Consider the following 23,470-nt stretch of genomic DNA (forward strand, 5'->3'; position numbering starts at 1 on the left):
CTCTCCCGTCTAAGTCTCTACCGCTTAGGCGGGTATTTTTTAACTGTTTACTAGACGACTGGTCTACTTAAGTTTACGCAACAGATTATTCGACTCGATGTTAGTCGGCAAATAGGACAAGATTATGTATAGCTTCGATTTCTACAACCCAACCCACATCAGCTTTGGTGAAGGCAAAATTGCCGAGTTAGATACACTCGTGCCGCAAAACGCAAAAGTATTAGTGCTATTTGGCGGTAACAGCGCACGTCGTACCGGCACACTTGATGAAGTGAAAACAGCACTAAAACAGCGTGAAGTTGTTGAGTTTGGTGGTATTGAAGCCAACCCAACCTACGAAACCCTAATGCTAGCTGTCGAAGTAGTTAAACAGCAAAATATTGATTTCTTACTTGCTGTTGGTGGTGGCTCAGTCATTGATGGCACTAAGTTTGTAGCTGCCGCAGCACTGTTTGACGGCGAACCTTGGGACATTCTTTTAAGCTGGGGCGCCAAGGTCACTCAAGCTATGCCATTTGGCACAGTGTTGACTTTACCTGCCACAGGGTCTGAGATGAATAGTGCCAGCGTGGTCACCCGCAAAGAGCTACAAGCTAAACTGTCTTTTATGAGCAACCATGTCTTCCCTAAGTTCTCAGTATTAGATCCAAGCAAAACCTTTACCTTACCAGAGCGTCAAGTTGCCAACGGCGTGGTAGATGCTTTCGTACATATCACAGAGCAGTACTTAACATATCCAGTCAATGCGCCAGTACAAGACCGCTTTGCAGAGGGGTTATTACAAACCTTAGTCGAGTTAGGCCCTAAAGCACTCAGCGAACCACAAGACTACGACGTACGCGCTAACTTGATGTGGGTAGCAACTATGGCACTGAGTGGCGTGATAGGTAAAGGCGTACCACACGACTGGGCTACCCATATGATTGGTCATGAGATCACCGCTCTTTACGATGTTGATCACGCGCGCACACTTGCCATGGTATTGCCGGGGTTACTCGATGTTCGCCGCCAAGGTAAGCAACAAAAACTGCTGCAGTACGCCAACCGCGTATGGGCAATAACTCAAGGAACTAAAGATGAAATCATCGACCAAGTGATTGACAAAACCCGCCAGTTCTTTGAGCAAATGGGGGTGCAAACTCGTTTATCAGACTATGGTTTAGACAGTAGCAGTATCGACACCATCATTGCTCAGCTGGAAGCTCACGGCATGACAGCGCTAGGTGAAAAGCAAGATGTAGATTTAGCCATGAGTCGCCAAATCTTAGAACGTAACCTATAAACCCTTAGTAATAGTTAACAACCAATATGAGACCTCAGTTGACTAACAGTGCTGTAACGGCTGTTAGTTAGCAAACCAACAGATAAAAAGGACAACAATATGCATGTACTAATGATACTGACTTCACACGACAAACTTGGCGATACTGGTTTGAAAACCGGATTCTGGTTAGAAGAGTTTGCCAGTCCTTTTTACTGTTTCAAAGACCAAGGCTTTGAGGTGACTTTAGCTTCACCTGCAGGCGGGCAACCACCGCTTGACCCAAGTAGTGAACAAGCAGACTTTCAAACCACGGCAACCGAACGCTTTAATCAAGACCCTAAAGCCAAACAGCAACTCGCTACTACCTTAGTGTTGGCCGATATCAACCCTAACGATTACGACGCGATTTTCTATCCGGGTGGTCATGGTCCGCTTTGGGACTTAACCAATGACGCAGATTCAATTGCACTGATCCAAGCTTTCCATCAAGCCAATAAACCTGTAGGTCTTGTTTGTCACGCTCCTGGCGTACTGAAAAACGTCAATAATGCTGATGGCACACCTCTCGTCGCAGGTAAGCAAGTTACTGGCTTTAGCAACAGCGAAGAAGCGGCAGTACAGCTCACCGATATCGTGCCATTTCTAGTCGAAGATATGCTGCAACAAAATGGTGCTCATTTCAGTAAAGGCGAAGACTGGAGTAGTTATCTTGTTGTCGACGGCAAACTTATTACCGGGCAAAACCCTGCATCTTCTGCAGCCGTTGCTAATGAGCTCATCAAGCAACTTAGCTAAACAACATGCGAAACAAAATTAAGCAACGACAAGGAATTATCAATGATCACCCTACATCACCTTAATAAGTCGCGCTCAAAGCGTATAATCTGGTTATTGGAAGAGCTAGGCTTAGATTATCAAATCAAAGCCTATCAACGTGATAGTCAAACCTTTTTAGCGCCGCCAGAGCTAAAAGCGATTCACCCGCTGGGTAAGTCACCTGTGATTGAATATAACCAACAAGTGATCGCCGAATCTGGTGCCATTACAGAGTATTTAATCGACACTCATGCAGCAGGTGTTTTAGCGCCAGAAAAAGGCACTGCAGAGTACGTTGAATATCTGCAGTGGCTGCATTTTTCTGAAAGCTCGGCCATCTTGCCGTTACTATTAAGAATGTTTGTCGCTAAAGATGGTTGTCAAACTAACTTCTTAGAAGGTTATGCAGCCATAGAGACAGAAAAAGTTCTCAGCTATGTGAATCAGTCACTTGAAGGTAAGCGCTACCTTGTCGCCGATAAACTGACTGGCGCAGATATCATGATGTCGTTTATTGTTGAGCTACTCAGTCAAAGTGGAGAAGTACAAAAGTACCCACATATTGCCGCTTATGCTGAACAACTAAGTAAGCATGACAATAGCGTCAAGGCCACACAATTAGAGCAAGAGTACGATAAAAGCTAATCTCGGCGACAAAAAAGCAGCCCATTGGCTGCTTTTTATAGGCTACCGCTTTAGCTGACACTGATAACTATCACCTAAATATTGCACGCTCGCTTCACCTTGATGCTCCCAAAACTCAAAATTACGCCCTTGGTATTTTGCACCACTACCACTACGAACATTGGTTGCTAATATTTGCTGCTCAGCAAAGCTAAATACACCAGTCACAGGATCTAATTGGGTATAAATCGCTGCCGTTATTGACGGACGCTCACCACATTCGAAAACCACATTGACCGGCGCCTGTAACAAACCACCGCTAATTTGTAATTCAATCATCCGACTTTGATAATTAGCTAACACACACTGACGTACATCTTGTGACTTCCAGCAATCATTACGACCTTTTATCCAACCTCGCTGCATCGCTTTAGGTTGCTCAGCGGCTGGAATGTTAACCACCGCTTGTTGATAGATCTCAGCCATTTTTCGATCTAACGCTGCCAACTCAGCGTCGTTGCAAATTAGTGTTTCAACTTGTCCCTGCGCTTTATTACAATCAAAACTTGGGGATACAACGGCTTGTTGCGAGCTCACCTTTGAATCCATATCAGTCTCTGTGGTTGGCTCTGTCGTTTGACACGCTGCAAGTAAAACCAAGCAACCACCCAGAATATATTTTTGCATCACACTATCCCTAACTATTAACTATCGTTACCCACCACATTCAGACAAATCTAAACCAACAATAGGTAATACTCCCTTTTGGGTCACATTGTTGTCATTGGGGGTAAAGTAATACAAATAGCATTGATCGTTATTAAGATTATTACCACGTGGGAAGATCACAAATCCTCTTCCAACAGTGGCAGTCGTTAAGCCTCGACTGGTAAACCAACCTAAACCGCGATTTCGTGCACACCAAACCGTATCTGAATTATTCTCGGTACAGTTATTAGAGGTAATATAGGTTACCGAATCAAAATCGACTATACGTGAAAAGGTGTTATTCCAGCGCCCATCAGGGTAATAGCCTCGCACCCGGATATTCTGTCCATTTTCTAAGGTAAAGCGGCTTTGTGCATTATTAAGATTCTCTGGCCGCAATTCGATTTGCGCCGCAACCAAATCTCGCGCCGACTTAATACTCGCCTGCATACCTTTAAGCACAGCAACATCGGCATCGGTTCTAAGGTCAATAAACTTAGGTAAGGCCACCACAGCTAATATGCCTAATACAATAATCACAACGACAAGTTCGATTAAGGTAAAACCCTTTACTCTTGCATATTGTGTCATGCTTTCTATTCCGCCTTTGTCTTATCAATATGTTGAATAACTAAATCTGATTAATCGCTATTTTATCATTTAAAGATAGCAAGGATTGCTGCTCCATTCTTTTTTCTCTAACTTATCCCTATAAATTTCATGATTTCTAAGAGAAAAAGCGCTAATCTCTGATAATTACAACTCTGTAACATAGGATGTCACAATGCGTATCGCTTTAATACTACTGCTATTGCTGAGCACAATGTTTGCGCATGCAACCGTGTATAAATGGGTCGATGAAAACGGCAAAGTGCACTTTTCAGATGAACCGATAAAAGACGCAGAAGTTGTTGAGTTTAAAGAAAACACCCAAAATAATATCAAATTACCCGAAGTCACAGCACTCCCCAGTGCCCCGAGTGAACCCGCAGTCAAAAGCATCGACTATAAAATGAGTATTGTCTCTCCGACTGAAGAAGAGACCATTCGCAATAATGAAGGCGACATCACCATTATCACTAACATTAGTCCACAATTAGCCTCTACTCACCAACTCGGTCTTTTTATGGATGGCAAACAGATGGGGAGTATGCAAACCATAGGTTTGTTCAAACTTACCAATATCGATCGCGGTGAACATAGCTTTGTCGTTAAAGTTTTTGATAAGAGCGGCAAAAAAATTGCATCAACTCCGACCAGAAAGATATTTCTGCATCGGACAAATTTGAATCAACCTAAATTTATTAGACCACAGCCAAGAACTAACTAATAAAACCCTATAAATAGATAAACTTAGGATTATCTTGATTCAGTCTACATTCCGATGATGTCTAGTTGCAGCTTGCACCAACTTGGTGCACCATAATAGTGCAAGCAACTTAACTGCCCAAACTGGTGCATACGCATTTTTCGGAGTAACTGATGGATACAAATTTACTGCTCAACCATCTGGTAACAGCGGTGCTGGTGATTAATGAAGAGCTTGAATTACTCTATGTTAATGCCGCCACTGAGCAGCTGTTTGGCGTTGGCAGCAGCCGCTTAACCGAACAATCTTTACCTGAATATTACCAGTTACTTGGCGTAGAGCCGCAGGTGCTCAAAGCGGCCATTCGTGATGGACAAGGCCTAAGCATCAATACTGTCCCCTTAGTTACCATCGACGGCCAACAACACACAGTCGATGTCACTTTGACCCCGCTGGAAAACGAACAAAACCTCGCCCTGATTGAGCTGCGCCAAGTCGATCAACAACGGCGCATTCATCAGCAATTAACTCAAGATGCTCAGCAGCAAGCAGCACAATATTTAGTGCGCAATCTAGCCCACGAGATCAAAAACCCACTCGGGGGGCTGCGCGGCGCAGCGCAATTATTGTCACGTGAGCTAAAAGAGCCTGAGCTGAACGAATTTACCGATCTTATTATCGAACAAGCTGACCGTTTGCGTAGTTTGGTGGATCGTTTACTTGGGCCACAGAAGCCGACACAACATAGCTTGTACAATATCCATGAAGTGATCCAAAAAGTGGTCAAACTGGTCAATGTTACCTTGCCAGCCAATATCTTATTAACCCAAGATTACGACCCCTCGATCCCAGATATTGAGATGGATCCCGACCAATTACAGCAAGCGATTTTAAATATTGTGCAAAACGCCATTCAAGCTCTTGAGCCTGTTGGCGGTAACATTCGTTTAAAAACCCGCACCCAACATCAAATCACTATCGGTACTAAACGCCACAAATTAGTATTGATGTTATCAGTGATTGACGATGGCCCCGGTATTGCTCCAGAGCTAATGGACACCCTGTTTTATCCTATGGTGACCAGCCGTGAGCAAGGCTCAGGGCTTGGCTTATCAATTGCGCATAACTTTGCCAGACTCCATGGCGGCCGCATTGAATGCGACTCAACTGTCGGCCATACCGAATTTACCATTACCTTACCCATCAATAGTTAATAAGAGGAATACACTCAATGACTGAACAAGTTTGGATCCTCGACGACGATAGCTCGATCCGTTGGGTATTAGAAAGAGCACTACAAAGTGCCAAATTTAGCTGCGCTAGTTTTGCGGCAGCTGAGTCATTATGGGAAGCCCTAGAAATGGCGCAGCCACAGGTAATCGTGTCGGATATTCGTATGCCGGGCACTGATGGCCTCACTTTGCTAGAACGGCTGCAAAATCACTACCCGCATATTCCTGTGATCATCATGACCGCCCACTCAGATCTTGATAGTGCAGTCAGTGCCTACCAAGCAGGGGCATTTGAGTATTTGCCTAAGCCGTTCGATATCGACGAAGCTATCTCTCTCGTTGAGCGAGCGCTGACTCACGCCAAAGAACAATCATCCAGTGCAACTGTAAGCGAACCTCTGGTTGCTACTCCAGAGATCATTGGTGAAGCCCCAGCGATGCAAGAGGTGTTTCGCGCCATTGGTCGTCTGTCGCGCTCATCAATCAGTGTATTGATTAATGGCCAGTCAGGTACAGGTAAAGAGTTAGTCGCTAGCGCACTGCATAAGCATAGCCCTCGTAAAGACAAACCATTTATCGCTATTAACATGGCTGCGATCCCTAAAGATCTGATTGAGTCAGAACTGTTTGGCCATGAAAAGGGGGCATTCACAGGAGCTGCGAGTGTACGTCAAGGCCGCTTCGAGCAAGCCAATGGTGGGACGCTATTTTTAGATGAAATAGGCGATATGCCACTTGATGTACAAACTCGCCTATTAAGGGTATTGGCTGATGGTCAGTTTTACCGCGTCGGCGGCCACTCACCAGTTCAGGTCGATGTACGTATTATTGCTGCAACTCATCAAGATCTAGAGCAACTGGTACATGATGGCGATTTTCGTGAAGATCTATTTCACCGCCTCAACGTTATCCGAGTACACTTGCCACCGCTATCGCAGCGCCGCGAAGATATTCCACAGCTAGCACGCCACTTTTTAATGATTGCAGCTAAAGAGATCGCAGTTGAGCCCAAAGTACTCACCAAAGAAACCGCCAACAAATTATCGCAACTACCATGGCCGGGCAACGTTCGTCAGCTTGAAAACACCTGTCGCTGGCTAACAGTAATGGCCTCAGGCCAAGAGATCTTGCCACTGGATTTGCCGCCTGAGTTACTGCAAGAGCCTAAAGTTAACAGCAAAGCTACTGATAGCAATGACTGGCAAGATGCCCTAAGACTGTTTATCGACCAACGCTTAACCGAGGGAAACAGCGATTTACTCACCGAAGTACAGCCGGCATTTGAGCGTATTTTATTAGAAACAGCCCTTAAACATACTAACGGCCATAAACAAGAGGCTGCTAAACGTTTAGGCTGGGGACGTAATACCTTAACCCGTAAACTCAAAGAGCTTGAGATGGATTAAAATGCAAAAAGGATATCCAGTGGATATCCTTTTTTGTACTGATTAGTATTACACTGGGTCTTGGTGAATAATCACTTCGGCGTCCGTAAACTCCGCTCTAACCCTTTCGGAAGTCGCAACCGCTATCTTATGCGCTTGATGCAAACTCAAGTCACCATCAAGCTCTAAATGGAACTGGATAAACATGGTTTTACCTGACTCTCGTGTACGTAAATCATGAATACCTTTTACCTGCGGATCTTGCTCTGCAATCTCAGTGATTTTAGCCCGAGTCTCGTCATCTAGTTCTCTATCCAGTAACGATTGCACCGACCGATAAGCTAAGCCTATCGCTTGCTGACCAATATAGAGCGCAATTAATAGTGCAAATAAACCATCTGCCCACCACCAGCCATATTGCGCTAGCACTAACGCAAGCAGCACCGCAGCATTTAAAAATAGGTCCGATTTATAATGCAATGAATCTGCTTCAACTACGGTACTTGATGTCGCTGCGAGAGCGCGTTTTTGCAACATCACTAAGGCAAATGTCAGCACAATAGCAATCGCAGAGACCACCACACCTAAAGTGGCGTGCTTCACTTCAACTGGATTAATTAAACGCTCGCTACCGTGGAAAAATAATAAGAAAGCCGAGCCTAAGATAAACGCAGATTGCGCTAACGCGGCCAAGGGTTCTGCTTTGCCGTGACCGTATCTATGGTCATTATCTGCAGGCACAATCGCATAGCGAATCGCAATAAAGTTAACAATAGAAGCTAAAGCATCGGCGAAGGAGTCAGTTAACGACGCCAACATACTCGCAGAGCCAGAATACATCCAAGCAGCAAGTTTGATGATAATAAGGGTTAAGGCTGTCACAACCGCAGCGCGGCTTGCCAGCTTAACCCAAAAATCGTATTGGGAAGTGTCATTCATAAAATCTGTTTACTAAATAAAGTAAGGGAAGCACAGATCTTAAGTTTATAACAACTTGAGTAAAAATCGGGTGATTTCCCTCAAGTAACGACCAATCGACTTAATAGAAAAATCCTATTAAGTCAGCTTAGCCCTTATCTTTTATGGTGCTTAGCAAAACGCTTTTGAAACTTTTCTTGCTGCTCTGGAGTGAGCAATTGATAAGCTTGATTTTGCAGCTTTAACATATCAACCGCTTTTTGCTGACGCGCTTCTTGCTTTGCTGCTAATGCTTGTCTTACTGCATCTTCACTAAAGTTAGTAGTAGTGATGAACTCTAGCATTTGTGCTTTTTGTGCCGCACGTTCCTCTTTAGAAGGACGGTTTTGCTTCATTTCATCACGGTAAGCAGTAAATAGCGCTTTCATTTCTGTTTTCTGCTCGTCCGTTAGATCTAAGCCACGGAACATCTTACGTAAGTCATGGTGACCGCCATGCTTACCTTTCATATGATGGTACCCTTGCTTGCCATCACGTGAACCATAGTTATCGTCACCAGCGTGAACGCCAGCAGTTAATAGTGCAGTACTGGCAACAACGGCAAGCAAGCCTGCTTTAAGTGTGTTCTTTTTCATCTTGGTAGCCTCAATTAAATGTGCCTAGCCCTGCTAAGCTTGTTTTGACGGTTACAAGTGTAGCCAGTCCAATGTAAGCTAGGGTTTATTTAGCGTAAAGCTCTGTAAAGCAGTTTAAATATTGGCCGTGTATGCCAGACAACCGAATCTTTACGTAGCATTACACTCCTTAACTGCAATTGACATCAAACAAGGTATACTCGCCTTAGTAAGAGTAATAATACCAATCAGTAGAAAGGGTATATATGAGCCGTATATTATTGATAGATGATGACTTAGGTCTATCTGAGCTGCTTGCACAGCTACTAGAGTTAGAAGGTTTTCAACTGACATTAGCCCACGATGGCCAGTCAGGGCTAGATCTTGCGCTCGAGCAAGCATTCGACCTTATTTTACTCGATGTTATGCTACCTAAACTCAATGGCTTTGAAGTACTGCGAGCATTACGCAGTAAGAAACAAACGCCGGTACTGATGCTCACTGCACGTGGTGATGAAATTGACCGTGTGGTTGGCTTAGAAATTGGTGCAGACGACTACTTACCTAAACCATTTAATGATCGCGAACTCGTGGCTCGCATCCGTGCGATTATTCGTCGTACCCATGTGCAAGCAACCGAAACGCCCCAGCCAACTCATCAATACGGCGATATCAATTTAGATCCAGGTCGACAAGAGGTTCATTGCCAAGATCAACTGATCATTCTGACAGGAACTGAGTTCAGCTTACTGTTTGAGCTGGTTAAAAATGCCGGTGAATTAGCGACAAAAGAAGAGTTAAGCGAAAAAGTACTCGGCAAGAAACTGATGCCTTTTGATCGTAGCTTAGATATGCACTTGTCTAATTTACGTAAGAAGATGCCTGAGCGCAGTGATGGACGCCCAAGGGTAAAAACCATCCGTGGTAAAGGCTATATTTGGTTACCTTAGATGCAACTAAGAAAAACCCCAAACAACATATTTGTTAAGCTGCTACTGGGCTTTTGGCTCTGTAGTTCGTTGATCATTGCATTAATTGGCCTACTGCCATTGATGCAGCAAAACCACGATCAATCTGCGATCCCTGAACCACTTGAGCGCTTATTAGCAAAAAGCGCCAAACGGATCAGCCAAAATCCGCAAATTTTAGACTCTGACAAGCTCAAACATTGGAGTCGATTTAAAGAGTTTAAAGGCCGACCAGCGCGCATTTACTTAGTTGATGAATACGGTAAAGTGCTCAATAGCCATAAATCGTCACGCTCATTAAGACGCTTTATGTTGCTGGCAGATGAAGCCGGTGAACCAATTAAACACCAATTTAGAGATGAGCTGATATTCGGCCCTTATAACTTTACTGCAAACGGTAAAAATTACAGTTTATTTGGCCGCTTACCAGAGCATCATCCGCGACCTTGGTTCTTCTTTTTTATCGACAATAAGCTGTTAACACTCAGCATCGCCATTCTGCTATCAGGCTTATTGTGTGGCTTATTTGCATGGCATTTAGGTAAACCTCTGCGCTCATTAAAACGCAGTGCCGATGCCCTAGCGGATGGAGATTTAAGTAGCCGAGTCGATATGGCAACAGTGAAGCGCAATGACGAAATTGGCCAATTAGCTCAAGCCTTTAACGGCATGGCTGATTCGGTAGAAGATATGGTTAAGAGCCAGCAACGACTGATTAGCGATATTTCCCATGAACTGCGTACCCCACTGACTCGACTAAAACTGTCATTAGCATTAAGCCGTAAAAAGGGTCACGCAACCCCTGAAACAGAGCGGATTGAATATGAAGCCGATCAACTGGAACAGATGATTGCCGAACTGTTAGAACTGTCTAGGGTTAAGCTCAATGCTAATGATAACAAGCCAAGTTTAGAACTAGCGGAAACCTTAAGCCAAGTGCTCGATGACGCTGAGTTTGAAGCCCAACAACAGCAAAAACAGCTGCATATTGATATCGATGAATCGATTATTTTGCCACTGTATCCGCGACCTTTATGTCGTGCAGTAGAAAACTTGCTACGCAATGCAATTCGATACGCTGAAAGCCAAGTCTCTATTCAGGCAATAAAATTAGCTGACAGTGTGCAGATAGAGATCATTGACGACGGCCCGGGCATAGAGAATGAAGCCGATCTCGAAGCGATTTTTAAGCCTTTTTATCGACCACAAACAGCGCGCGAGCGTGAATCTGGCGGCTGGGGCTTAGGACTTGCCATTGCCAAAGCGGCCATACAGGCTCACCAAGGTAAAATTGTCGCTAACAACAACCGTCCGACAGGCCTAAAAATTACCATTAGCCTGCCGTTACAGTAACAATCACCTAAGCTGCGTTTGCCGCGTCCTCTTGACTGGCAAGCCAGCTAACATAAGCACGCTGAGTTGGGATTCGCTTATCTGAGTGGCCCATTAATTGTGATAATGCATAACTAAACTGATAGTACATACTGGCATCGTTATAGTGCTTACCCGCATCATCACAGTTAATTTGTGCACCACGTAAATAGTTAGCCACTAATTCTGCACGATCAAAGCCTTCAACCACCCCAACCGCTTTAATAAGCTCGTTATTCCATTGAATATAAGCACCATAAATTTGTTCAAATGCCATACGGTTCTCATCGGTTACTTGAGCAAGTAACTCAGGGTTAGGCATTACCCGTGAAATAATAAAGCGATCATAAAGCAAGTCATCACGTAAGCCCCAGCAATGATGCATTAAAAAGCGGGTTAAACCATCTGGGTAGAGCGATTGATCAAAGTAAGCCCGTTCAAGACGCTTCTTATAATGGGCTGTGGCAACAGCCACAACTAAGTCAGCTTCGGTTGGGAAGTGATTGTAGATAGTGCCTTTGGAGATCTGACTTGCTTCGACCAGATGCGAACGCCGTAAATCAAAACTTTTATGACCACGCAAACAGCGTTCAGCAATATCCGTTAAATAGCTTTCTCTTTGCTGCCAGTTACTCATGTCGACCTCTTCACAAATCCAACAATCAATTGAAATTTAGTTCACATTCATAAAATAGCACCCTAGGTGGCAAGCAGATATTGAGTAATACTGATAGCACTATGAATAAATTCAATATCTCATGCTAAAAATTGAACTATTAGAAAGCTTTATCGCGGTAGTTGAATGCGGAAACCTATCCAAAGCAGCTGAGAAGCTCTGTCGCACCCAGTCAACTATCAGTCTACAAATCAAGAAGTTAGAGGAGAGTGTTGGCCAACCTTTGTTATTACGAGATAACAAAGGCGTGACATTAACCGAGCCAGGAAAAACCCTACTTAACTACGCATACAAGATGCTACAACTCAGCTCACAAGCTATTGACGAGTTAAAAGAATGTCAAAACCGTGAAGTCATACGCCTAGGTGTACCAACTGACTACATCAACCGTTATCTCGGTAGCTTCTTATTAGAGTTTATTCGTGAATTTACCTGTATTGAGTTAGTCATAGATACCGATGTCAGTGGTAACCTATATAAGCGTTTACATAATGGCGAGTTTGATGTGATTGTCGCGACTCACTGGCAAACCCCAGCAGCAGGACATGGCGAACTGTTGTTTGAACGCCGTTTTCATTGGGTTGCCGCCAAAGGTGGCAGTGCCCACAAACGTGAAACTGTGCCTATGGCGCTGTATCCAGAAAACTGCCCAATTCGCGCCCAAGTATTTGCTAATCACCAAATCTCCATGCGCCCAATGAGTGTACTGTTATCAACACCGTCACCAACGGCTATGTGTATGGCGGTTGAAAATGATTTAGTGATTGCGCCAATTGCCGAGTTCCGCATCAATGATAAGATGCAGATCATCGATCCGATTGAACATAACATTCCGCCATTACCGGCCTTTAATGAGTCGCTGTACCTCAATCCTGATACGCAGACAGAAGCGACCAATCAGCTAATTAACCTGATTAAAGCAAACGTATTAGAGCTAGGCGAAGTGAGTCTGCACAGCGAATATGGCTATTAATACTAATTGATATAACAATAAAAAATGCCAGCAAACATGCTGGCATTTTTATCGCTAGTATTTGGGCTTAGAAGTAATAAGCAAGGTTAATATTGAAGCGCTGATCCCAGTCATCATTTTCCTGAGCCAAACCTAGGCTATTGCCCCCTAACCACACTACGTTCTTCGCCATATAGTAATCAACGTAAACAAATAGCGGGCCGTAAGAGATTGATACACCCGTGGTGTTCAATAGTGAATCATCAAACTCTTCAACATCTGGCTGCACCATGCTGAAGTCATTATAAAGGGTGTAACTGCCCCAAGAGGTGTTAAATTTCTTAGATAAGTTAGCGGTATAAATATTGCCTTTACTCGCCACTTCAAAGAAGCCATCAAGCATGCCCATACCAATCTTATTTGGATCTATCTGACCATCATCGTACTGATCATAATCAAAGGCTAAATACTGCGCCTGAAATCCCCAGCCGTCATAATTCAAATCGATATGAGCAGCGTAGTTTAAGGTATCACCGTTTTCACCCGCCACAGTGTTGTATAGTTGCCCATATTCAACTGACGCTCCTAAAACCGCAGTAAGGTCACCATCAGCTATGGTATAGCTTTGACGCGCAGCAAGAGTATTTTTCTCTTCGTTATTATATTGGGTACCATTAATTTCACCCTGCGCAACAGTACCAGCAAAGTCACGATGATCTGTACCGCCATAAACAGCGCCTTTAATAAAGGCCACTTCGGTTAACGATGCACCTTTGCTGTAGTTAACACTGGCACCTACACCATAATCATCTTCAAAACCAAGATAGTAGTTTAAGCTGTACCACCAGTTGTGCGAGGCATAATTCTTATTACCAAAAGGCTTACTAATTGCGCCCAGGTTAACCACTAAATCGTCGCTAGCTTCCCAATAACCGTAACCATACTTTAAATAGTCATAGCCTTTCATAAAACGGTATTCAGCGGCAACGCCAATATCATTCCACTTATCAGAAACCTTAATAGAGACTAAATTAAAATCAAAGTCACCAGCATTATCTTTTGACTCATCAGAATAGTCTATGTAGCTATAGTTAGCTCTCACTGAGCCGCCAATTTTCAAATCATCTGCAATAGCTGGAGCTGCCATCATAGATAATAACGCACTGGAAATTGCTAAGTTAACAATTGATTTTTTCATAATAATCCCTAATTTATTATTTAAATGATCACTTAGACTATTTTCAAAGCAGCCAAAAACATCTCAAATATTCAAGAATGATTTAAAGTTAGAATGTGATCTGGTTTACTTTTTAGAATTTGTATTTAACTGGCTTACAGTCAACATTGGCATTTTTATTATTAATATTACTTTTATCTAACGATTTATCTTGCAGCTCACATAATGTAGTTCCACCATAATTCGGTGTCACACTTCGAGCCCAAATTGCGACATGAGCTGATTTTTTAGGTTCAGCTTCACAGTGTTCTTTTAAATCAAAAGCGTGTATTGAATTAGTTGGAATATAAATAAGCGGATCTTTCTCTGTGGTTGTTGACACAAAATAATGATCAATATCTTTAATATCCTGACCATTATAATTTAACTTGGTATATTCACTTGTTCGCTCAAGGACTTTTAGAGCAGGATTATTCTCTTTTAAAATAAGTTGTTTAGTACTATTTAAACAAGCTGGTTCACGAATTGTGTGGTAAATCTCTTGCGCAATATGGAAGTGATAAGGATAAAAAGAATCCATACGCTGTACCGTCATACCAATTTCAGCACCGACTTCTTCACCATTAATCTTATCTATTTGTAATAGCCCCCATTTGCCCATCACTTCGGCATAGGCATAACCGGCACGGAAAGCCGATTCTCCGGCTGTTAGCGATCGATGATCCTCTTTAGAATACATAGGTGCCCAGCCAACACTTGCCCATAAGTTAGGTAAGGCATTAGCGCTGATATCAAATGGAAAGTTAGCCGGCATTTGAATATCACTGCCAGTGATCATCTCTGCAAAGTTATCAGCAAACTCAATACCCGCTTTGTTAAGGGCTTTATCTGATAAATTAGCAAAGTAATCCTTCATTTCAGGTCGGTTAATCCAGCGAGCAACCGCCGAACCTTGAGTCATGGTTTCACTAGGGCTGAGCAAAGAGGTACTATCTTTCTTAGCAGAAAAACATTGCTTAGCTTTATCAGGATTATTCAAGACTGCGTAAATATGTTTAACCATGACTTGCATGTCGCGGTTATCCATAATGCATTGATAAGTTGGACCAGTTAACCCGGGACGGTTAGTTTCGGTCATAGCTAACGCCGAGCTCTGGCATTGCTCACTATCGGAAGAGGTTAATGCTACTGCGTAACCCTCTACATATTTTAATGTTTCTTGCCATAACACATCGATATGCTTTTGTTCAGCCGCGCTATATTTCACCGGCGCGTTAATACAACTAAACTCAGCATTCTCAACCGTCTTTTCATCAATAAAATCAGGCACAGCGTAAGCAGCATGACTCATGAGCGCTGCACAAACCACAGACAAACTACGTAACTTACTCATTGTATACCTCTAGCGAAACACCTTGATTAAATAACTCAAACTTCCGTGGCGTGGGTGGCGGGGGAGCACCTACCACCCATACCCATCAAGCGATTACCATTTAACTTTTGTTAAATCGCATTGAATCACTTCACCGCGCTTAGCAGGTGTGCCTGGATTTGCGGCAGACTCACATAGCAAGGTAGTACCATAGTCATTGCGCTTATCATGAGCGTTGCTGCGCGCCCAAACAGATACAATTGCACGCTCTTCAGGCTTAGCTTCACAGCTACCATCTACATCAAAAGCGTGGATTGTGTTTTGGTGGAAATAGATCAATGAGTCTTGCTCAGCACTACCCGATAACCACATGGTTTGTGAGTTATGCTGCCCTTCATCAAACTGCACGCGGCGCACTTTATCGTCTTCTTTCACCGTTTTAACTAGTGGTGAATCTTCACGAACAGCCATGGTTTTGAATTGGTTAGTACATGCAGGAATACGCATGTTGTAGTACATTTCAGAAATCGCATGGTTATGGAAAGGATATAGGGTATCCACAGCCTGTACTGTCATACCGACTTCAGCACCCACTTTTTCACCATTGATCTCATCAATACGTAATAAGCCCCAGTGACCAAAGATTTCGGCATAAGCATAGCCGCCGCGAATGTTGTTAAAGTTCTTATCGTTACGCTTACTTTCTTCTGCATACATAGGGAACCAACCTGCGGCAGCCCATAGGTTTGGTAGCGAGTTAGCGCTAATGTCATATGGGAAGACAGCTGGCATTTTAACTTCATCACCCGTCACCATCTTGTAGAAGTTGTTAGTGAAGCTTTTGCCGTATTGCTTTACTTGTTTATCTGTGACTTTTTCATCGAAGAACTCAGTGAAAGTCGTACGCTTAAAATGCTGAGCGACAGGTGAGTTTTCAGTTAATTCTCCACCCGGGTTATAAATCCAACTAACATCTTCACGGGCACCAAAACATTTCTTAGCTTCATCTGCGTTATTGATCACTTGGTAGATGTTTTTAACCATCAGTTTCATGTCACGGCGATCCATCACACACATGTGTTGACCACCTTCAGTAGAATCTACCATTGCAGTATCAGAGTTTAAGCAGCCACTGTTTTGATCATTGGTTAATGCTTCTGCATAGGCACGTAAATAAGTCAGGGTTTCATCCCACAAAATATCAATATACTTTTGATCTTTTGCGCTATAAGTTGGTGATTCACCTAAACACTGAAATTGCGCATCATTAATATCGTTTTTATCTAAAAAGTCTGGGATCTCTCCAGCCACTAAACCATTTGATAATAATAAGCTGCTTAGTAATATTGTATATTTCATATCTAAAACCCATTTTGTTATATTTTAAAACTCATCATCGAGTTAAATAATATATATGGAACTAGTTCCAAAAATATAACCAAGCCATGTTTATAGATTGATAACGACGAACCGATCACAGTTACATAAAAAAGCATCATAATTAACAAATAGCACTTTACTATCACGTTATTTAGCATTAATTAAAGCTTGAGAACACTAGATCACAGTTAATATAAAAGTGCACTCATCATCACACTTAAAGTTCCAAAGTAAAAACCAAGTCAATATAAATTCAAGATATAAAATCTATTTCACAACTGCATTTATTTTGAGATAAGCATCAACAAATAAATTCAATTTAAAACTGCCAATAAAAAAGACCACCGAAGTGGTCTTTTTTATTGCAGGGATAATACAAAGTAATAGTAAAGAGATGAAGTTTACTTATTACCTTTTAATAAACACCGGGTTTATTCTTTATGCTTGTCGTATTTAAATGTATGACAGTTACTACATAAAGGCTTCTTAGTGCCATGTTCGCTATGACATTCTTGGCAAGGAAGCTCTTTACCATAGTGCAAGTTGTTATGTGGATTCTGCCACTTATCTTCTTCACTACGTGCTGTTTGCTCTGCTAAGTCATCAACATCATGACACTGCAAACAAGCTTGATCTGACGGGAATTGCTTGATGCCATTGTCATGACATGTTTTACAATCTTTACCGATCACTTCTTTGTGGTGGTCACGGATTTCCACAGCTTGCGCAGACAAAGTTAGTAGGCAACCAAAAGTTAGCGCTAATACCGTTGTTAGTTTACTCATCACTCATTCCTCTTAAATTATCTGCTGACTTAGGCTTTCATCATGCTGCGAGCAGCAGTCATACCCATCACCATGCATTCAGGAATTGAGCAACTACCCAAACGGCTCACACCATGAATACCACCACACACTTCGCCGGCTGCGTATAAACCAGGAATGGCTTGACCGGTAAAGCTATCTTTCACTTCAGCTTTAGTGTTGATTTGCACACCACCTTGGCAGTAGTGAACTTTTGGCCATAAGCGCACAACGGTAAATGGCGCTTTAATATATTTGCCCTTAGCTTCAGTCATGTTCTTACCGAATTGAGGGTCATTTTGTGTCTTAACGTAGTCGTTATACTCAGCAATTTGTTGCTTAAGCGGTGCTAATGGCACATCAAAGTGTTTAGCAAGCTCTTCAATTGAATCAAACTTCCAACCTACGTTGTACTTAAGTACTTTCTTAGTGTTTGGATGCTTCTTCGAATCTTCATAGCTAGTGATTAGGATTGGAGGTAGCGCATTACCCTTAGCATCACGACAGTTCAACTCTGCATCAGCACGAGTCTTACGGTCAGCGATTTCATTCATGAAGCGCTTACCGGTTAAACGGTCAATCGCAACTGAATGTGGGAAGTTGTAGATTGAGTAGTTAGACACATAACCAAAACCACCTTCATCTGGTGATGCCCATGGGCCTGACTGGATGTGTGCTAAGTGAACAGGTACTGCACCTAGACGGAACATTTCGTACATACCTTCACCCGTTGCGCCAGGTGCGTTAGTACAACCTACTTCAGCAGTTAATGTAGGGTCTTGCGCCATACGTAAATCAACGTTTTGTGCAAAACCACCAGTAGCCATAATCACACCACGTTTAGCGCGGATATTGCTCACTTTACCTGGCTGATCTTCACCGAAGTGGTAGTTGTCACGCATTTTAACGCCAAGCACTTCGCCTTTGTCGCCCACTAAGAAACCTTCAAACTTTGAACGGTTATGAGTATGAACCCCCAGCTTGCGGCACTCGTGTAATAGCGGCTGAGTAATACCAGCACCACAGCTTACTGTCGTTTGATAAGTACGTGCTACTGAGTGGCCACCTAACTGCTGTAGGTAAGGGTGATATTCAGAACCTGCATCTAAAGTCATCTGTAGTGCTTCTACAGCGTGCTCTGCAACGTGGCGAAGTAGCGCTTCGTCTGCAATACCACGGCCAGAAGCTAGCTGGTCGGCAACCATAATTTCTACTGAATCTTTAACACCTTCTTGCTTTTGCATTGGTGTACCCGGTGCTGCGAACAGACCACCGTTAATGGCAGAGTTACCGCCAAAGTAAGACATCTTTTCAAAAATATGAACATCTTTTGCGCCTTTACGCGTTGCTTCAATAGCAGCCGCTAAGCCCGCAAAACCTGAACCGATAATTAGGACTTCTACTTCTTTGTCCCATTTAACGCCATCCGCTTTCTCTGATACGGCCAATGCTGGTGCAGCCATTGCTACGCCTGCTGCAGCTCCGAATCCTTTAATGAAATTGCGGCGTCCTAGCAGATCTTTATTACTCATCTGTCATCACCCTAGTTAGTTTTTATTAGACGCAAGAATAATAAGACTGGAATGAGTTCCAAAACGGGAGTTCAACAAGGATTTGCTATATACAATAAAACAACATCTGCGAAGTTTAACCTAGATCTAACGTTTGGTTTTTTTATTACTTTAGAGGTATTTTGGAACTCATTCCAAATACCAATCAAGTGCAAGCAATCAAACAAAAAGTCCGCGTTATTACTGAGTTTGCGCGATTTTATTTGCATTATTTTTTAAGTGGTATATTTCTGTTGCCCCAAGCTTAATCGCCATACCGAATGCCTACAGCAAAAAGTAACTGACTTGTAAACAAAAAGCCTTTATCGACATCTGAAATTGATTGTTTTCGGGCTTACAACTATGTGTCATCATTAAGCTATCGCTGATAAATCTGCTATAGCAATCATGCCCAATACTCAAAAGTAACCAATATGGAATTAGAAGAGATTTACCGCCAAGATCTCAGCCTGCTTATCGCACTGCAAATTTTGGTTGAAGAGCGCAGTGTCACTTTAGCTGCTAAACGCCTGCATTTAAGTCAGTCGGCCACCAGCCGTATTCTTGCGCGCCTGAGGGAAATGCTCGACGACCCGTTATTTTCTCGTGTTGGCCAGCAGTTAGTACCCACCTCTTTTGCACTCGAGTGCTACCAACAGTTGCGCCAACCCACCGGGCAGTTAATAGAATTACTGACACCTAAAGCTTTTGTGCCGCAGGAGTGTCAGCAGCAGTTTTCTATCGCTGCCACAGACTATGCCATGCAAGCACTTATTCCGTTTATTTTGCCGAATATTTATCAGCAAGCACCCAATATACGCCTCGAAATTGTGCCAGTGCAGCAAAAAGAGCTGCAAGCCCAGCTAAGCGTAAAAGGCGCAGACATGGCGATTTGCCGTGCAATTGGTCAAACAGGAAATCTGCAACACACCTTTCTTGGCAAAGTAGGCGTGAGCTGTTTAGTTTCGCCCAATCACCCGTTGGCCGATAGTGACATTAGCCTTGAAGATTACCTGCATTACCCCCATGCCACGATTGCAATTAGTGATGGAGTCAAAGCATTGCTCGATGACGCTATCAGTCAGTACCCGCCACGTACTGAACTGTTAAGGACACCACATTTAGATACAGCGTTAGCGCTGCAATCGGTTAATCCGCTAATTATTACCGTACCAGAGGGCATGGCAGCCATCGCCGCCGAGCGCCACCGCCTCAAGGTAAAACCACTGCCGTTTAAGCTACAAAGTTTAGATTACAACCTGTTTTGGCATTCACGCTGTGAACAAGACAAGGCACAAAAATGGTTACGCCAACAGATAGCCAGTGCCACCCAAACAATCCTTTCACAGACACCACAAAACAGTTAGCCTTGCTCTGCCGCGTACAAAAAAGCCCAGCAATTTGCTGGGCTTTAGTTTGATTGATTGCAACTTAAAGCTGAACTAATACTCGACCTGTCACTTGGCCTTTAATAATACGCTGTGCATATTCAGGCACTTGTTCAAGTGCGATAGTCTCACAAGCATCTTCAAAATAACTTTCAGGTAATAAGTTAAGTACCGCTTGCCATGCCGCTTGGCGCTTTTCAAATGGACAAGCAACTGAGTCAACACCCAGTAGATTCACGCCACGCAAGATAAATGGCATAACCGTTGTTGGCAGTGCAAAACCACCCGCTAATCCACAGATTGCCGCCGCACCGCCGTAGTTCATTTGTGCCAATGCACTTGCCAATACTTTATTACCAACCGTATCAACCACACCTGCCCAACGCTGCTTTTCAAGTGGACGAGCATCGCCTTCAAGCTCGCTACGGTCAATCACTTCACTTGCACCTAACTTAGTTAGTAGTGCACTGTTTTGTGCCACACGACCAGAGCTTGCTACAACACGATAACCTAACTGCGCTAGCAAGGTCACCGCAACTGAGCCAACACCACCACTGGCGCCGGTCACTAAAATATCACCATCAGCAGGCTTAATGCCGGCATTTTGTAAAGCTTGTACACATAGCATAGCGGTTAAGCCAGCAGTACCAATTTGCATCGCTTTAGCAGCGTCACAATTACTTGGCATAGGCACTAACCAATCTGCTTTAACGCGGGCTTTTTCAGCAAGGCCACCCCAATGGTTTTCACCTACGCCCCAACCAGTCAGAATCACCTTATCGCCAGCTTTATAACGCGCATCACTCGACTCAAGTACAGTGCCTGCAAAATCGATCCCCGGAACCATAGGGAAATTACGAATAATTTTGCCAACACCCGTTACCGCTAAACCATCTTTATAGTTAAGTGATGAGCAAGCCACATCAACTAAGACTTCGCCTTCAGGCAGATCGGTTTCTGCAATTTGGCAAACGTTAGCGATAGTTAGCTTTTCTTCTTGGGTTAAAACCAGTGCGTTAAACATAACAAGTTCCTATTTAAACTGATGACAAAAGCATAGGCTATAAATAACCATGAATGAAGTGCATATTTTGCATTAAAGCAATGCGTCACATGCATACATAAGAAATAAGCCAAGCAAATGATCTTGCTCTACCAGATTAGACTAAATAATTAACCTATCGCTAGTCGACTTTATTCCTATACAGCAGCCGCTCTTTTATAGACTACACTGAGTTGTCGAACAAAAAACGTACAAGGAAGATAAGTATGATTTATAACAAGCCAGGCACACCCGGCGCAAAGGTTAACTTCAAGTCACAGTACCAAAATTTCATTGGTGGTGAGTGGGTTAAACCCGTAAACGGCCTCTATTTTGACAACAGCTCACCGGTGGACGGCCAAGTATTCTGCCAAGTCCCGCGCTCAGATAATCACGACATTGAATTAGCACTGGATGCCGCCCATGCCGTCAAAGACACTTGGGGTAAAACCGCAGTGACTGAACGCGCTAATATCTTGCTACGCATTGCCGATCGCATCGAGCAAAACATCGAAAGCTTAGCCATAGCTGAAACTTGGGATAACGGCAAAGCCGTGCGCGAAACTCTCGCCGCAGATCTCCCCTTAGTTGTCGATCATTTCCGCTATTTTGCCGGCTGTATTCGCGCCCAAGAAGGCAGTGCCGCAGATATTGACGCCAATACGGTAAGCTATCACTTCCCTGAGCCTCTTGGGGTTGTTGGGCAAATAATTCCATGGAACTTTCCACTATTGATGGCAGCCTGGAAAATAGCGCCAGCACTCGCAGCCGGTAACTGCATTGTGTTAAAGCCTGCTGAGCAAACTCCAGCGTCACTGATGGTCATGCTTGAGCTTATTGAGGACCTATTACCAAAAGGTGTGCTCAATGTGGTTAACGGCTTTGGCGCAGAAGCAGGTCAAGCTTTAGCAACTAGCAGTCGCATTGCCAAACTGGCATTTACTGGCTCAACTGAAGTCGGTCATCATATTTTAAAATGCGCCGCCGACTCACTTATCCCATCTACCGTTGAGCTTGGCGGTAAATCCCCTAATATTTACTTTGCTGACGTCATGGATCATGAAGATGAATATCTAGATAAAGCCGTTGAAGGCATGCTACTGGCCTTTTTCAATCAAGGTGAAGTTTGCACTTGCCCTTCACGAGTACTGATCCACGAAGGCATTTACGATAAGTTTATCGCTAAGGTGATTGAGCGCAGCAAAACCATCAAACAGAGCAACCCGCTCGATACCGACACTCAGGTTGGCGCACAAGCCTCGCAGGAGCAGTTTGATAAGATCTTAAGCTATTTGCAGATAGGTAAAGATGAGGGGGCAGAAGTGCTACTAGGCGGCGATTTATGTCAGCTAAGTGGCGAACACAGCCAAGGGTTTTATATTAGCCCTACCATTCTAAAAGGCACTAATGACATGCGCATCTTCCAAGAAGAAATTTTTGGCCCAGTGATCTCAGTGACCACCTTTAAAGATGAGGCCGAAGCCTTAGCGATAGCTAACGATACTGAATATGGCTTAGGCGCGGGCGTGTGGACCCGTGACATGAATACTGCCCAACGTATGGGACGTGGCATACAAGCTGGCCGCGTGTGGATTAACTGTTATCATGCCTATCCTGCTCACGCAGCATTTGGCGGTTATAAAAAGTCAGGGATCGGCCGCGAAACCCACAAGATGATGCTAGATCATTATCAAAACACCAAAAACCTATTAATCAGCTACGACGTTAATCCACTCGGCTTCTTCTAAGCTTAATAGGCAGGCTAACGCCTTGGTTAGCCTGCTCCTCTCTGTCACTCACTGCCACTTGCCACAAGATCGACAAAGTTGCGATCTCACGCTGGCGATTTCCATATTGGAAATCACTATTTAGCAGTTTTTCACTATCTGAATTCAATCTCTAAGCAGTAAAATCTCAGCAA

At 43.5% G+C, this 23,470-nt stretch carries 22 protein-coding genes; 11 read left to right on the top strand and 11 right to left on the bottom strand.

Annotated elements, in window-relative coordinates; all coding sequences use genetic code 11:
• The first annotated feature begins 124 nt into the window (after positions 1 to 124).
• The 3 genes from L884_RS0121110 (at position 125) to L884_RS0121120 (ending at position 2,725) form a co-directional block, all read left to right on the top strand.
• Positions 125 to 1,282 (top strand): iron-containing alcohol dehydrogenase, encoded by a 1,158-nt coding sequence (locus tag L884_RS0121110; protein ID WP_028769351.1) that lies wholly within the window; start codon positions 125 to 127, stop codon positions 1,280 to 1,282.
• A gap of 99 nt (positions 1,283 to 1,381) precedes the next feature.
• Positions 1,382 to 2,059: a type 1 glutamine amidotransferase domain-containing protein gene (locus tag L884_RS0121115; protein WP_028769352.1), complete on the top strand. Its 678-nt coding sequence runs from the start codon at positions 1,382 to 1,384 to the stop codon at positions 2,057 to 2,059.
• 42 nt (positions 2,060 to 2,101) lie between these two features.
• Complete coding sequence (locus tag L884_RS0121120; protein ID WP_028769353.1) at positions 2,102 to 2,725, top strand: glutathione S-transferase family protein; 624 nt, start codon at positions 2,102 to 2,104, stop codon at positions 2,723 to 2,725.
• A gap of 42 nt (positions 2,726 to 2,767) precedes the next feature.
• Here L884_RS0121120 and L884_RS22515 read toward each other — a convergent pair whose 3' ends face one another.
• Both L884_RS22515 and L884_RS23410 read right to left on the bottom strand, forming a co-directional pair.
• Positions 2,768 to 3,391, bottom strand: coding sequence for an MliC family protein (locus L884_RS22515; protein ID WP_028769354.1), 624 nt, complete (start codon positions 3,389 to 3,391; stop codon positions 2,768 to 2,770).
• Between the two features lie 27 nt (positions 3,392 to 3,418).
• The gene (locus tag L884_RS23410; RefSeq protein ID WP_051435717.1) at positions 3,419 to 4,003 is read right to left on the bottom strand and encodes a type II secretion system protein; all 585 of its coding nucleotides are present in this window, start codon (positions 4,001 to 4,003) and stop codon (positions 3,419 to 3,421) included.
• A gap of 193 nt (positions 4,004 to 4,196) precedes the next feature.
• Between L884_RS23410 and L884_RS0121135 the strand changes: the two genes are divergently transcribed.
• From L884_RS0121135 to glnG, 3 genes are all read left to right on the top strand, one after another.
• On the top strand, positions 4,197 to 4,742 hold the full coding sequence (locus L884_RS0121135) for a DUF4124 domain-containing protein (protein WP_028769355.1): 546 nt from the start codon (positions 4,197 to 4,199) through the stop codon (positions 4,740 to 4,742).
• A gap of 152 nt (positions 4,743 to 4,894) precedes the next feature.
• Positions 4,895 to 5,935, top strand: a complete 1,041-nt coding sequence (gene glnL / locus L884_RS0121140; RefSeq protein ID WP_028769356.1) for a nitrogen regulation protein NR(II) — start codon at positions 4,895 to 4,897, stop codon at positions 5,933 to 5,935.
• A 17-nt stretch (positions 5,936 to 5,952) separates the two neighbouring features.
• The gene (glnG, locus tag L884_RS0121145; protein WP_028769357.1) at positions 5,953 to 7,359 is read left to right on the top strand and encodes a nitrogen regulation protein NR(I); all 1,407 of its coding nucleotides are present in this window, start codon (positions 5,953 to 5,955) and stop codon (positions 7,357 to 7,359) included.
• A 48-nt stretch (positions 7,360 to 7,407) separates the two neighbouring features.
• Here the strand turns inward: glnG and fieF are convergent, their stop codons facing one another.
• Together fieF and L884_RS0121155 are read right to left on the bottom strand one after the other, a co-directional pair.
• A complete protein-coding gene (gene fieF, locus L884_RS0121150) occupies positions 7,408 to 8,277 on the bottom strand; it encodes a cation efflux pump FieF (RefSeq protein WP_028769358.1) in 870 nt (289 codons plus the stop codon).
• A 134-nt stretch (positions 8,278 to 8,411) separates the two neighbouring features.
• Positions 8,412 to 8,891, bottom strand: coding sequence for a Spy/CpxP family protein refolding chaperone (locus L884_RS0121155; protein ID WP_028769359.1), 480 nt, complete (start codon positions 8,889 to 8,891; stop codon positions 8,412 to 8,414).
• A gap of 245 nt (positions 8,892 to 9,136) precedes the next feature.
• Between L884_RS0121155 and L884_RS0121160 the strand changes: the two genes are divergently transcribed.
• Entirely contained in the window at positions 9,137 to 9,820 is a 684-nt protein-coding gene (locus L884_RS0121160) for a response regulator (protein WP_028769360.1), read from the top strand.
• Positions 9,821 to 11,191 carry an ATP-binding protein gene (locus tag L884_RS0121165; RefSeq protein WP_028769361.1) on the top strand — a complete coding sequence of 457 codons (1,371 nt, stop codon included), beginning with the start codon at positions 9,821 to 9,823 and terminating at the stop codon, positions 11,189 to 11,191.
• 7 nt (positions 11,192 to 11,198) lie between these two features.
• On the opposite strand, the gene L884_RS0121170 is transcribed toward L884_RS0121165, so the two are convergent.
• Positions 11,199 to 11,846, bottom strand: coding sequence for a TetR/AcrR family transcriptional regulator (locus tag L884_RS0121170; RefSeq protein WP_028769362.1), 648 nt, complete (start codon positions 11,844 to 11,846; stop codon positions 11,199 to 11,201).
• A 121-nt stretch (positions 11,847 to 11,967) separates the two neighbouring features.
• Here L884_RS0121170 and L884_RS0121175 point away from each other — a divergent pair, with 121 nt between their 5' ends.
• Positions 11,968 to 12,858, top strand: a complete 891-nt coding sequence (locus tag L884_RS0121175; RefSeq protein ID WP_028769363.1) for a LysR family transcriptional regulator — start codon at positions 11,968 to 11,970, stop codon at positions 12,856 to 12,858.
• A 67-nt stretch (positions 12,859 to 12,925) separates the two neighbouring features.
• On the opposite strand, the gene L884_RS0121180 is transcribed toward L884_RS0121175, so the two are convergent.
• The 5 genes from L884_RS0121180 to ardA all read right to left on the bottom strand — a co-directional run bounded on the left by L884_RS0121180 (position 12,926) and on the right by ardA (position 19,101).
• Positions 12,926 to 14,035 (bottom strand): hypothetical protein, encoded by a 1,110-nt coding sequence (locus L884_RS0121180; RefSeq protein ID WP_051435718.1) that lies wholly within the window; start codon positions 14,033 to 14,035, stop codon positions 12,926 to 12,928.
• A 112-nt stretch (positions 14,036 to 14,147) separates the two neighbouring features.
• Positions 14,148 to 15,407: a cupin domain-containing protein gene (locus L884_RS22525; RefSeq protein WP_051435719.1), complete on the bottom strand. Its 1,260-nt coding sequence runs from the start codon at positions 15,405 to 15,407 to the stop codon at positions 14,148 to 14,150.
• Between the two features lie 93 nt (positions 15,408 to 15,500).
• Entirely contained in the window at positions 15,501 to 16,745 is a 1,245-nt protein-coding gene (dddY, locus tag L884_RS0121190) for a dimethylsulfoniopropionate lyase DddY (protein ID WP_028769365.1), read from the bottom strand.
• 452 nt (positions 16,746 to 17,197) lie between these two features.
• Positions 17,198 to 17,551 carry an acrylate reductase cytochrome subunit ArdB gene (gene ardB, locus L884_RS0121195; protein ID WP_028769366.1) on the bottom strand — a complete coding sequence of 118 codons (354 nt, stop codon included), beginning with the start codon at positions 17,549 to 17,551 and terminating at the stop codon, positions 17,198 to 17,200.
• Between the two features lie 29 nt (positions 17,552 to 17,580).
• Positions 17,581 to 19,101 carry an acrylate reductase flavoprotein subunit ArdA gene (gene ardA / locus L884_RS0121200; RefSeq protein WP_028769367.1) on the bottom strand — a complete coding sequence of 507 codons (1,521 nt, stop codon included), beginning with the start codon at positions 19,099 to 19,101 and terminating at the stop codon, positions 17,581 to 17,583.
• Positions 19,102 to 19,553: 452 nt separating this feature from the next.
• Between ardA and L884_RS0121205 the strand changes: the two genes are divergently transcribed.
• Positions 19,554 to 20,486: a LysR family transcriptional regulator gene (locus tag L884_RS0121205; RefSeq protein ID WP_028769368.1), complete on the top strand. Its 933-nt coding sequence runs from the start codon at positions 19,554 to 19,556 to the stop codon at positions 20,484 to 20,486.
• Positions 20,487 to 20,550: 64 nt separating this feature from the next.
• Here the strand turns inward: L884_RS0121205 and acuI are convergent, their stop codons facing one another.
• Positions 20,551 to 21,531 (bottom strand): acrylyl-CoA reductase (NADPH), encoded by a 981-nt coding sequence (acuI, locus tag L884_RS0121210; protein WP_028769369.1) that lies wholly within the window; start codon positions 21,529 to 21,531, stop codon positions 20,551 to 20,553.
• A gap of 245 nt (positions 21,532 to 21,776) precedes the next feature.
• On the opposite strand from acuI, the gene exaC reads away from it, so the two are divergent.
• Positions 21,777 to 23,297, top strand: coding sequence for an acetaldehyde dehydrogenase ExaC (gene exaC / locus L884_RS0121215; RefSeq protein WP_028769370.1), 1,521 nt, complete (start codon positions 21,777 to 21,779; stop codon positions 23,295 to 23,297).
• Positions 23,298 to 23,470 lie beyond the last annotated feature (173 nt).

The organism is Shewanella fidelis ATCC BAA-318, from assembly GCF_000518605.1.
Taxonomy (GTDB): Bacteria; Pseudomonadota; Gammaproteobacteria; order Enterobacterales; family Shewanellaceae; genus Shewanella; species Shewanella fidelis.

Excerpts from the sequence above, each read along its gene's own strand:
- L884_RS0121170 (WP_028769362.1), bottom strand. The coding sequence starts at position 11,846 with ATGAGTAACTGGCAGCAAAGAGAAAGCTATTTAACGGATATTGCTGAA.
- glnG (WP_028769357.1), top strand. The coding sequence starts at position 5,953 with ATGACTGAACAAGTTTGGATCCTCGACGACGATAGCTCGATCCGTTGG.
- L884_RS22525 (WP_051435719.1), bottom strand. The coding sequence starts at position 15,407 with ATGAGTAAGTTACGTAGTTTGTCTGTGGTTTGTGCAGCGCTCATGAGT.
- L884_RS22515 (WP_028769354.1), bottom strand. The coding sequence starts at position 3,391 with ATGCAAAAATATATTCTGGGTGGTTGCTTGGTTTTACTTGCAGCGTGT.
- L884_RS0121180 (WP_051435718.1), bottom strand. The coding sequence starts at position 14,035 with ATGAAAAAATCAATTGTTAACTTAGCAATTTCCAGTGCGTTATTATCT.
- ardB (WP_028769366.1), bottom strand. The coding sequence starts at position 17,551 with ATGAGTAAACTAACAACGGTATTAGCGCTAACTTTTGGTTGCCTACTA.
- L884_RS0121175 (WP_028769363.1), top strand. The coding sequence starts at position 11,968 with ATGCTAAAAATTGAACTATTAGAAAGCTTTATCGCGGTAGTTGAATGC.
- L884_RS0121160 (WP_028769360.1), top strand. The coding sequence starts at position 9,137 with ATGAGCCGTATATTATTGATAGATGATGACTTAGGTCTATCTGAGCTG.
- L884_RS0121110 (WP_028769351.1), top strand. The coding sequence starts at position 125 with ATGTATAGCTTCGATTTCTACAACCCAACCCACATCAGCTTTGGTGAA.
- L884_RS0121205 (WP_028769368.1), top strand. The coding sequence starts at position 19,554 with ATGGAATTAGAAGAGATTTACCGCCAAGATCTCAGCCTGCTTATCGCA.
- dddY (WP_028769365.1), bottom strand. The coding sequence starts at position 16,745 with ATGAAATATACAATATTACTAAGCAGCTTATTATTATCAAATGGTTTA.
- fieF (WP_028769358.1), bottom strand. The coding sequence starts at position 8,277 with ATGAATGACACTTCCCAATACGATTTTTGGGTTAAGCTGGCAAGCCGC.
- L884_RS0121115 (WP_028769352.1), top strand. The coding sequence starts at position 1,382 with ATGCATGTACTAATGATACTGACTTCACACGACAAACTTGGCGATACT.
- acuI (WP_028769369.1), bottom strand. The coding sequence starts at position 21,531 with ATGTTTAACGCACTGGTTTTAACCCAAGAAGAAAAGCTAACTATCGCT.
- L884_RS0121155 (WP_028769359.1), bottom strand. The coding sequence starts at position 8,891 with ATGAAAAAGAACACACTTAAAGCAGGCTTGCTTGCCGTTGTTGCCAGT.
- exaC (WP_028769370.1), top strand. The coding sequence starts at position 21,777 with ATGATTTATAACAAGCCAGGCACACCCGGCGCAAAGGTTAACTTCAAG.
- L884_RS0121120 (WP_028769353.1), top strand. The coding sequence starts at position 2,102 with ATGATCACCCTACATCACCTTAATAAGTCGCGCTCAAAGCGTATAATC.
- ardA (WP_028769367.1), bottom strand. The coding sequence starts at position 19,101 with ATGAGTAATAAAGATCTGCTAGGACGCCGCAATTTCATTAAAGGATTC.
- L884_RS0121165 (WP_028769361.1), top strand. The coding sequence starts at position 9,821 with ATGCAACTAAGAAAAACCCCAAACAACATATTTGTTAAGCTGCTACTG.
- glnL (WP_028769356.1), top strand. The coding sequence starts at position 4,895 with ATGGATACAAATTTACTGCTCAACCATCTGGTAACAGCGGTGCTGGTG.
- L884_RS23410 (WP_051435717.1), bottom strand. The coding sequence starts at position 4,003 with ATGACACAATATGCAAGAGTAAAGGGTTTTACCTTAATCGAACTTGTC.
- L884_RS0121135 (WP_028769355.1), top strand. The coding sequence starts at position 4,197 with ATGCGTATCGCTTTAATACTACTGCTATTGCTGAGCACAATGTTTGCG.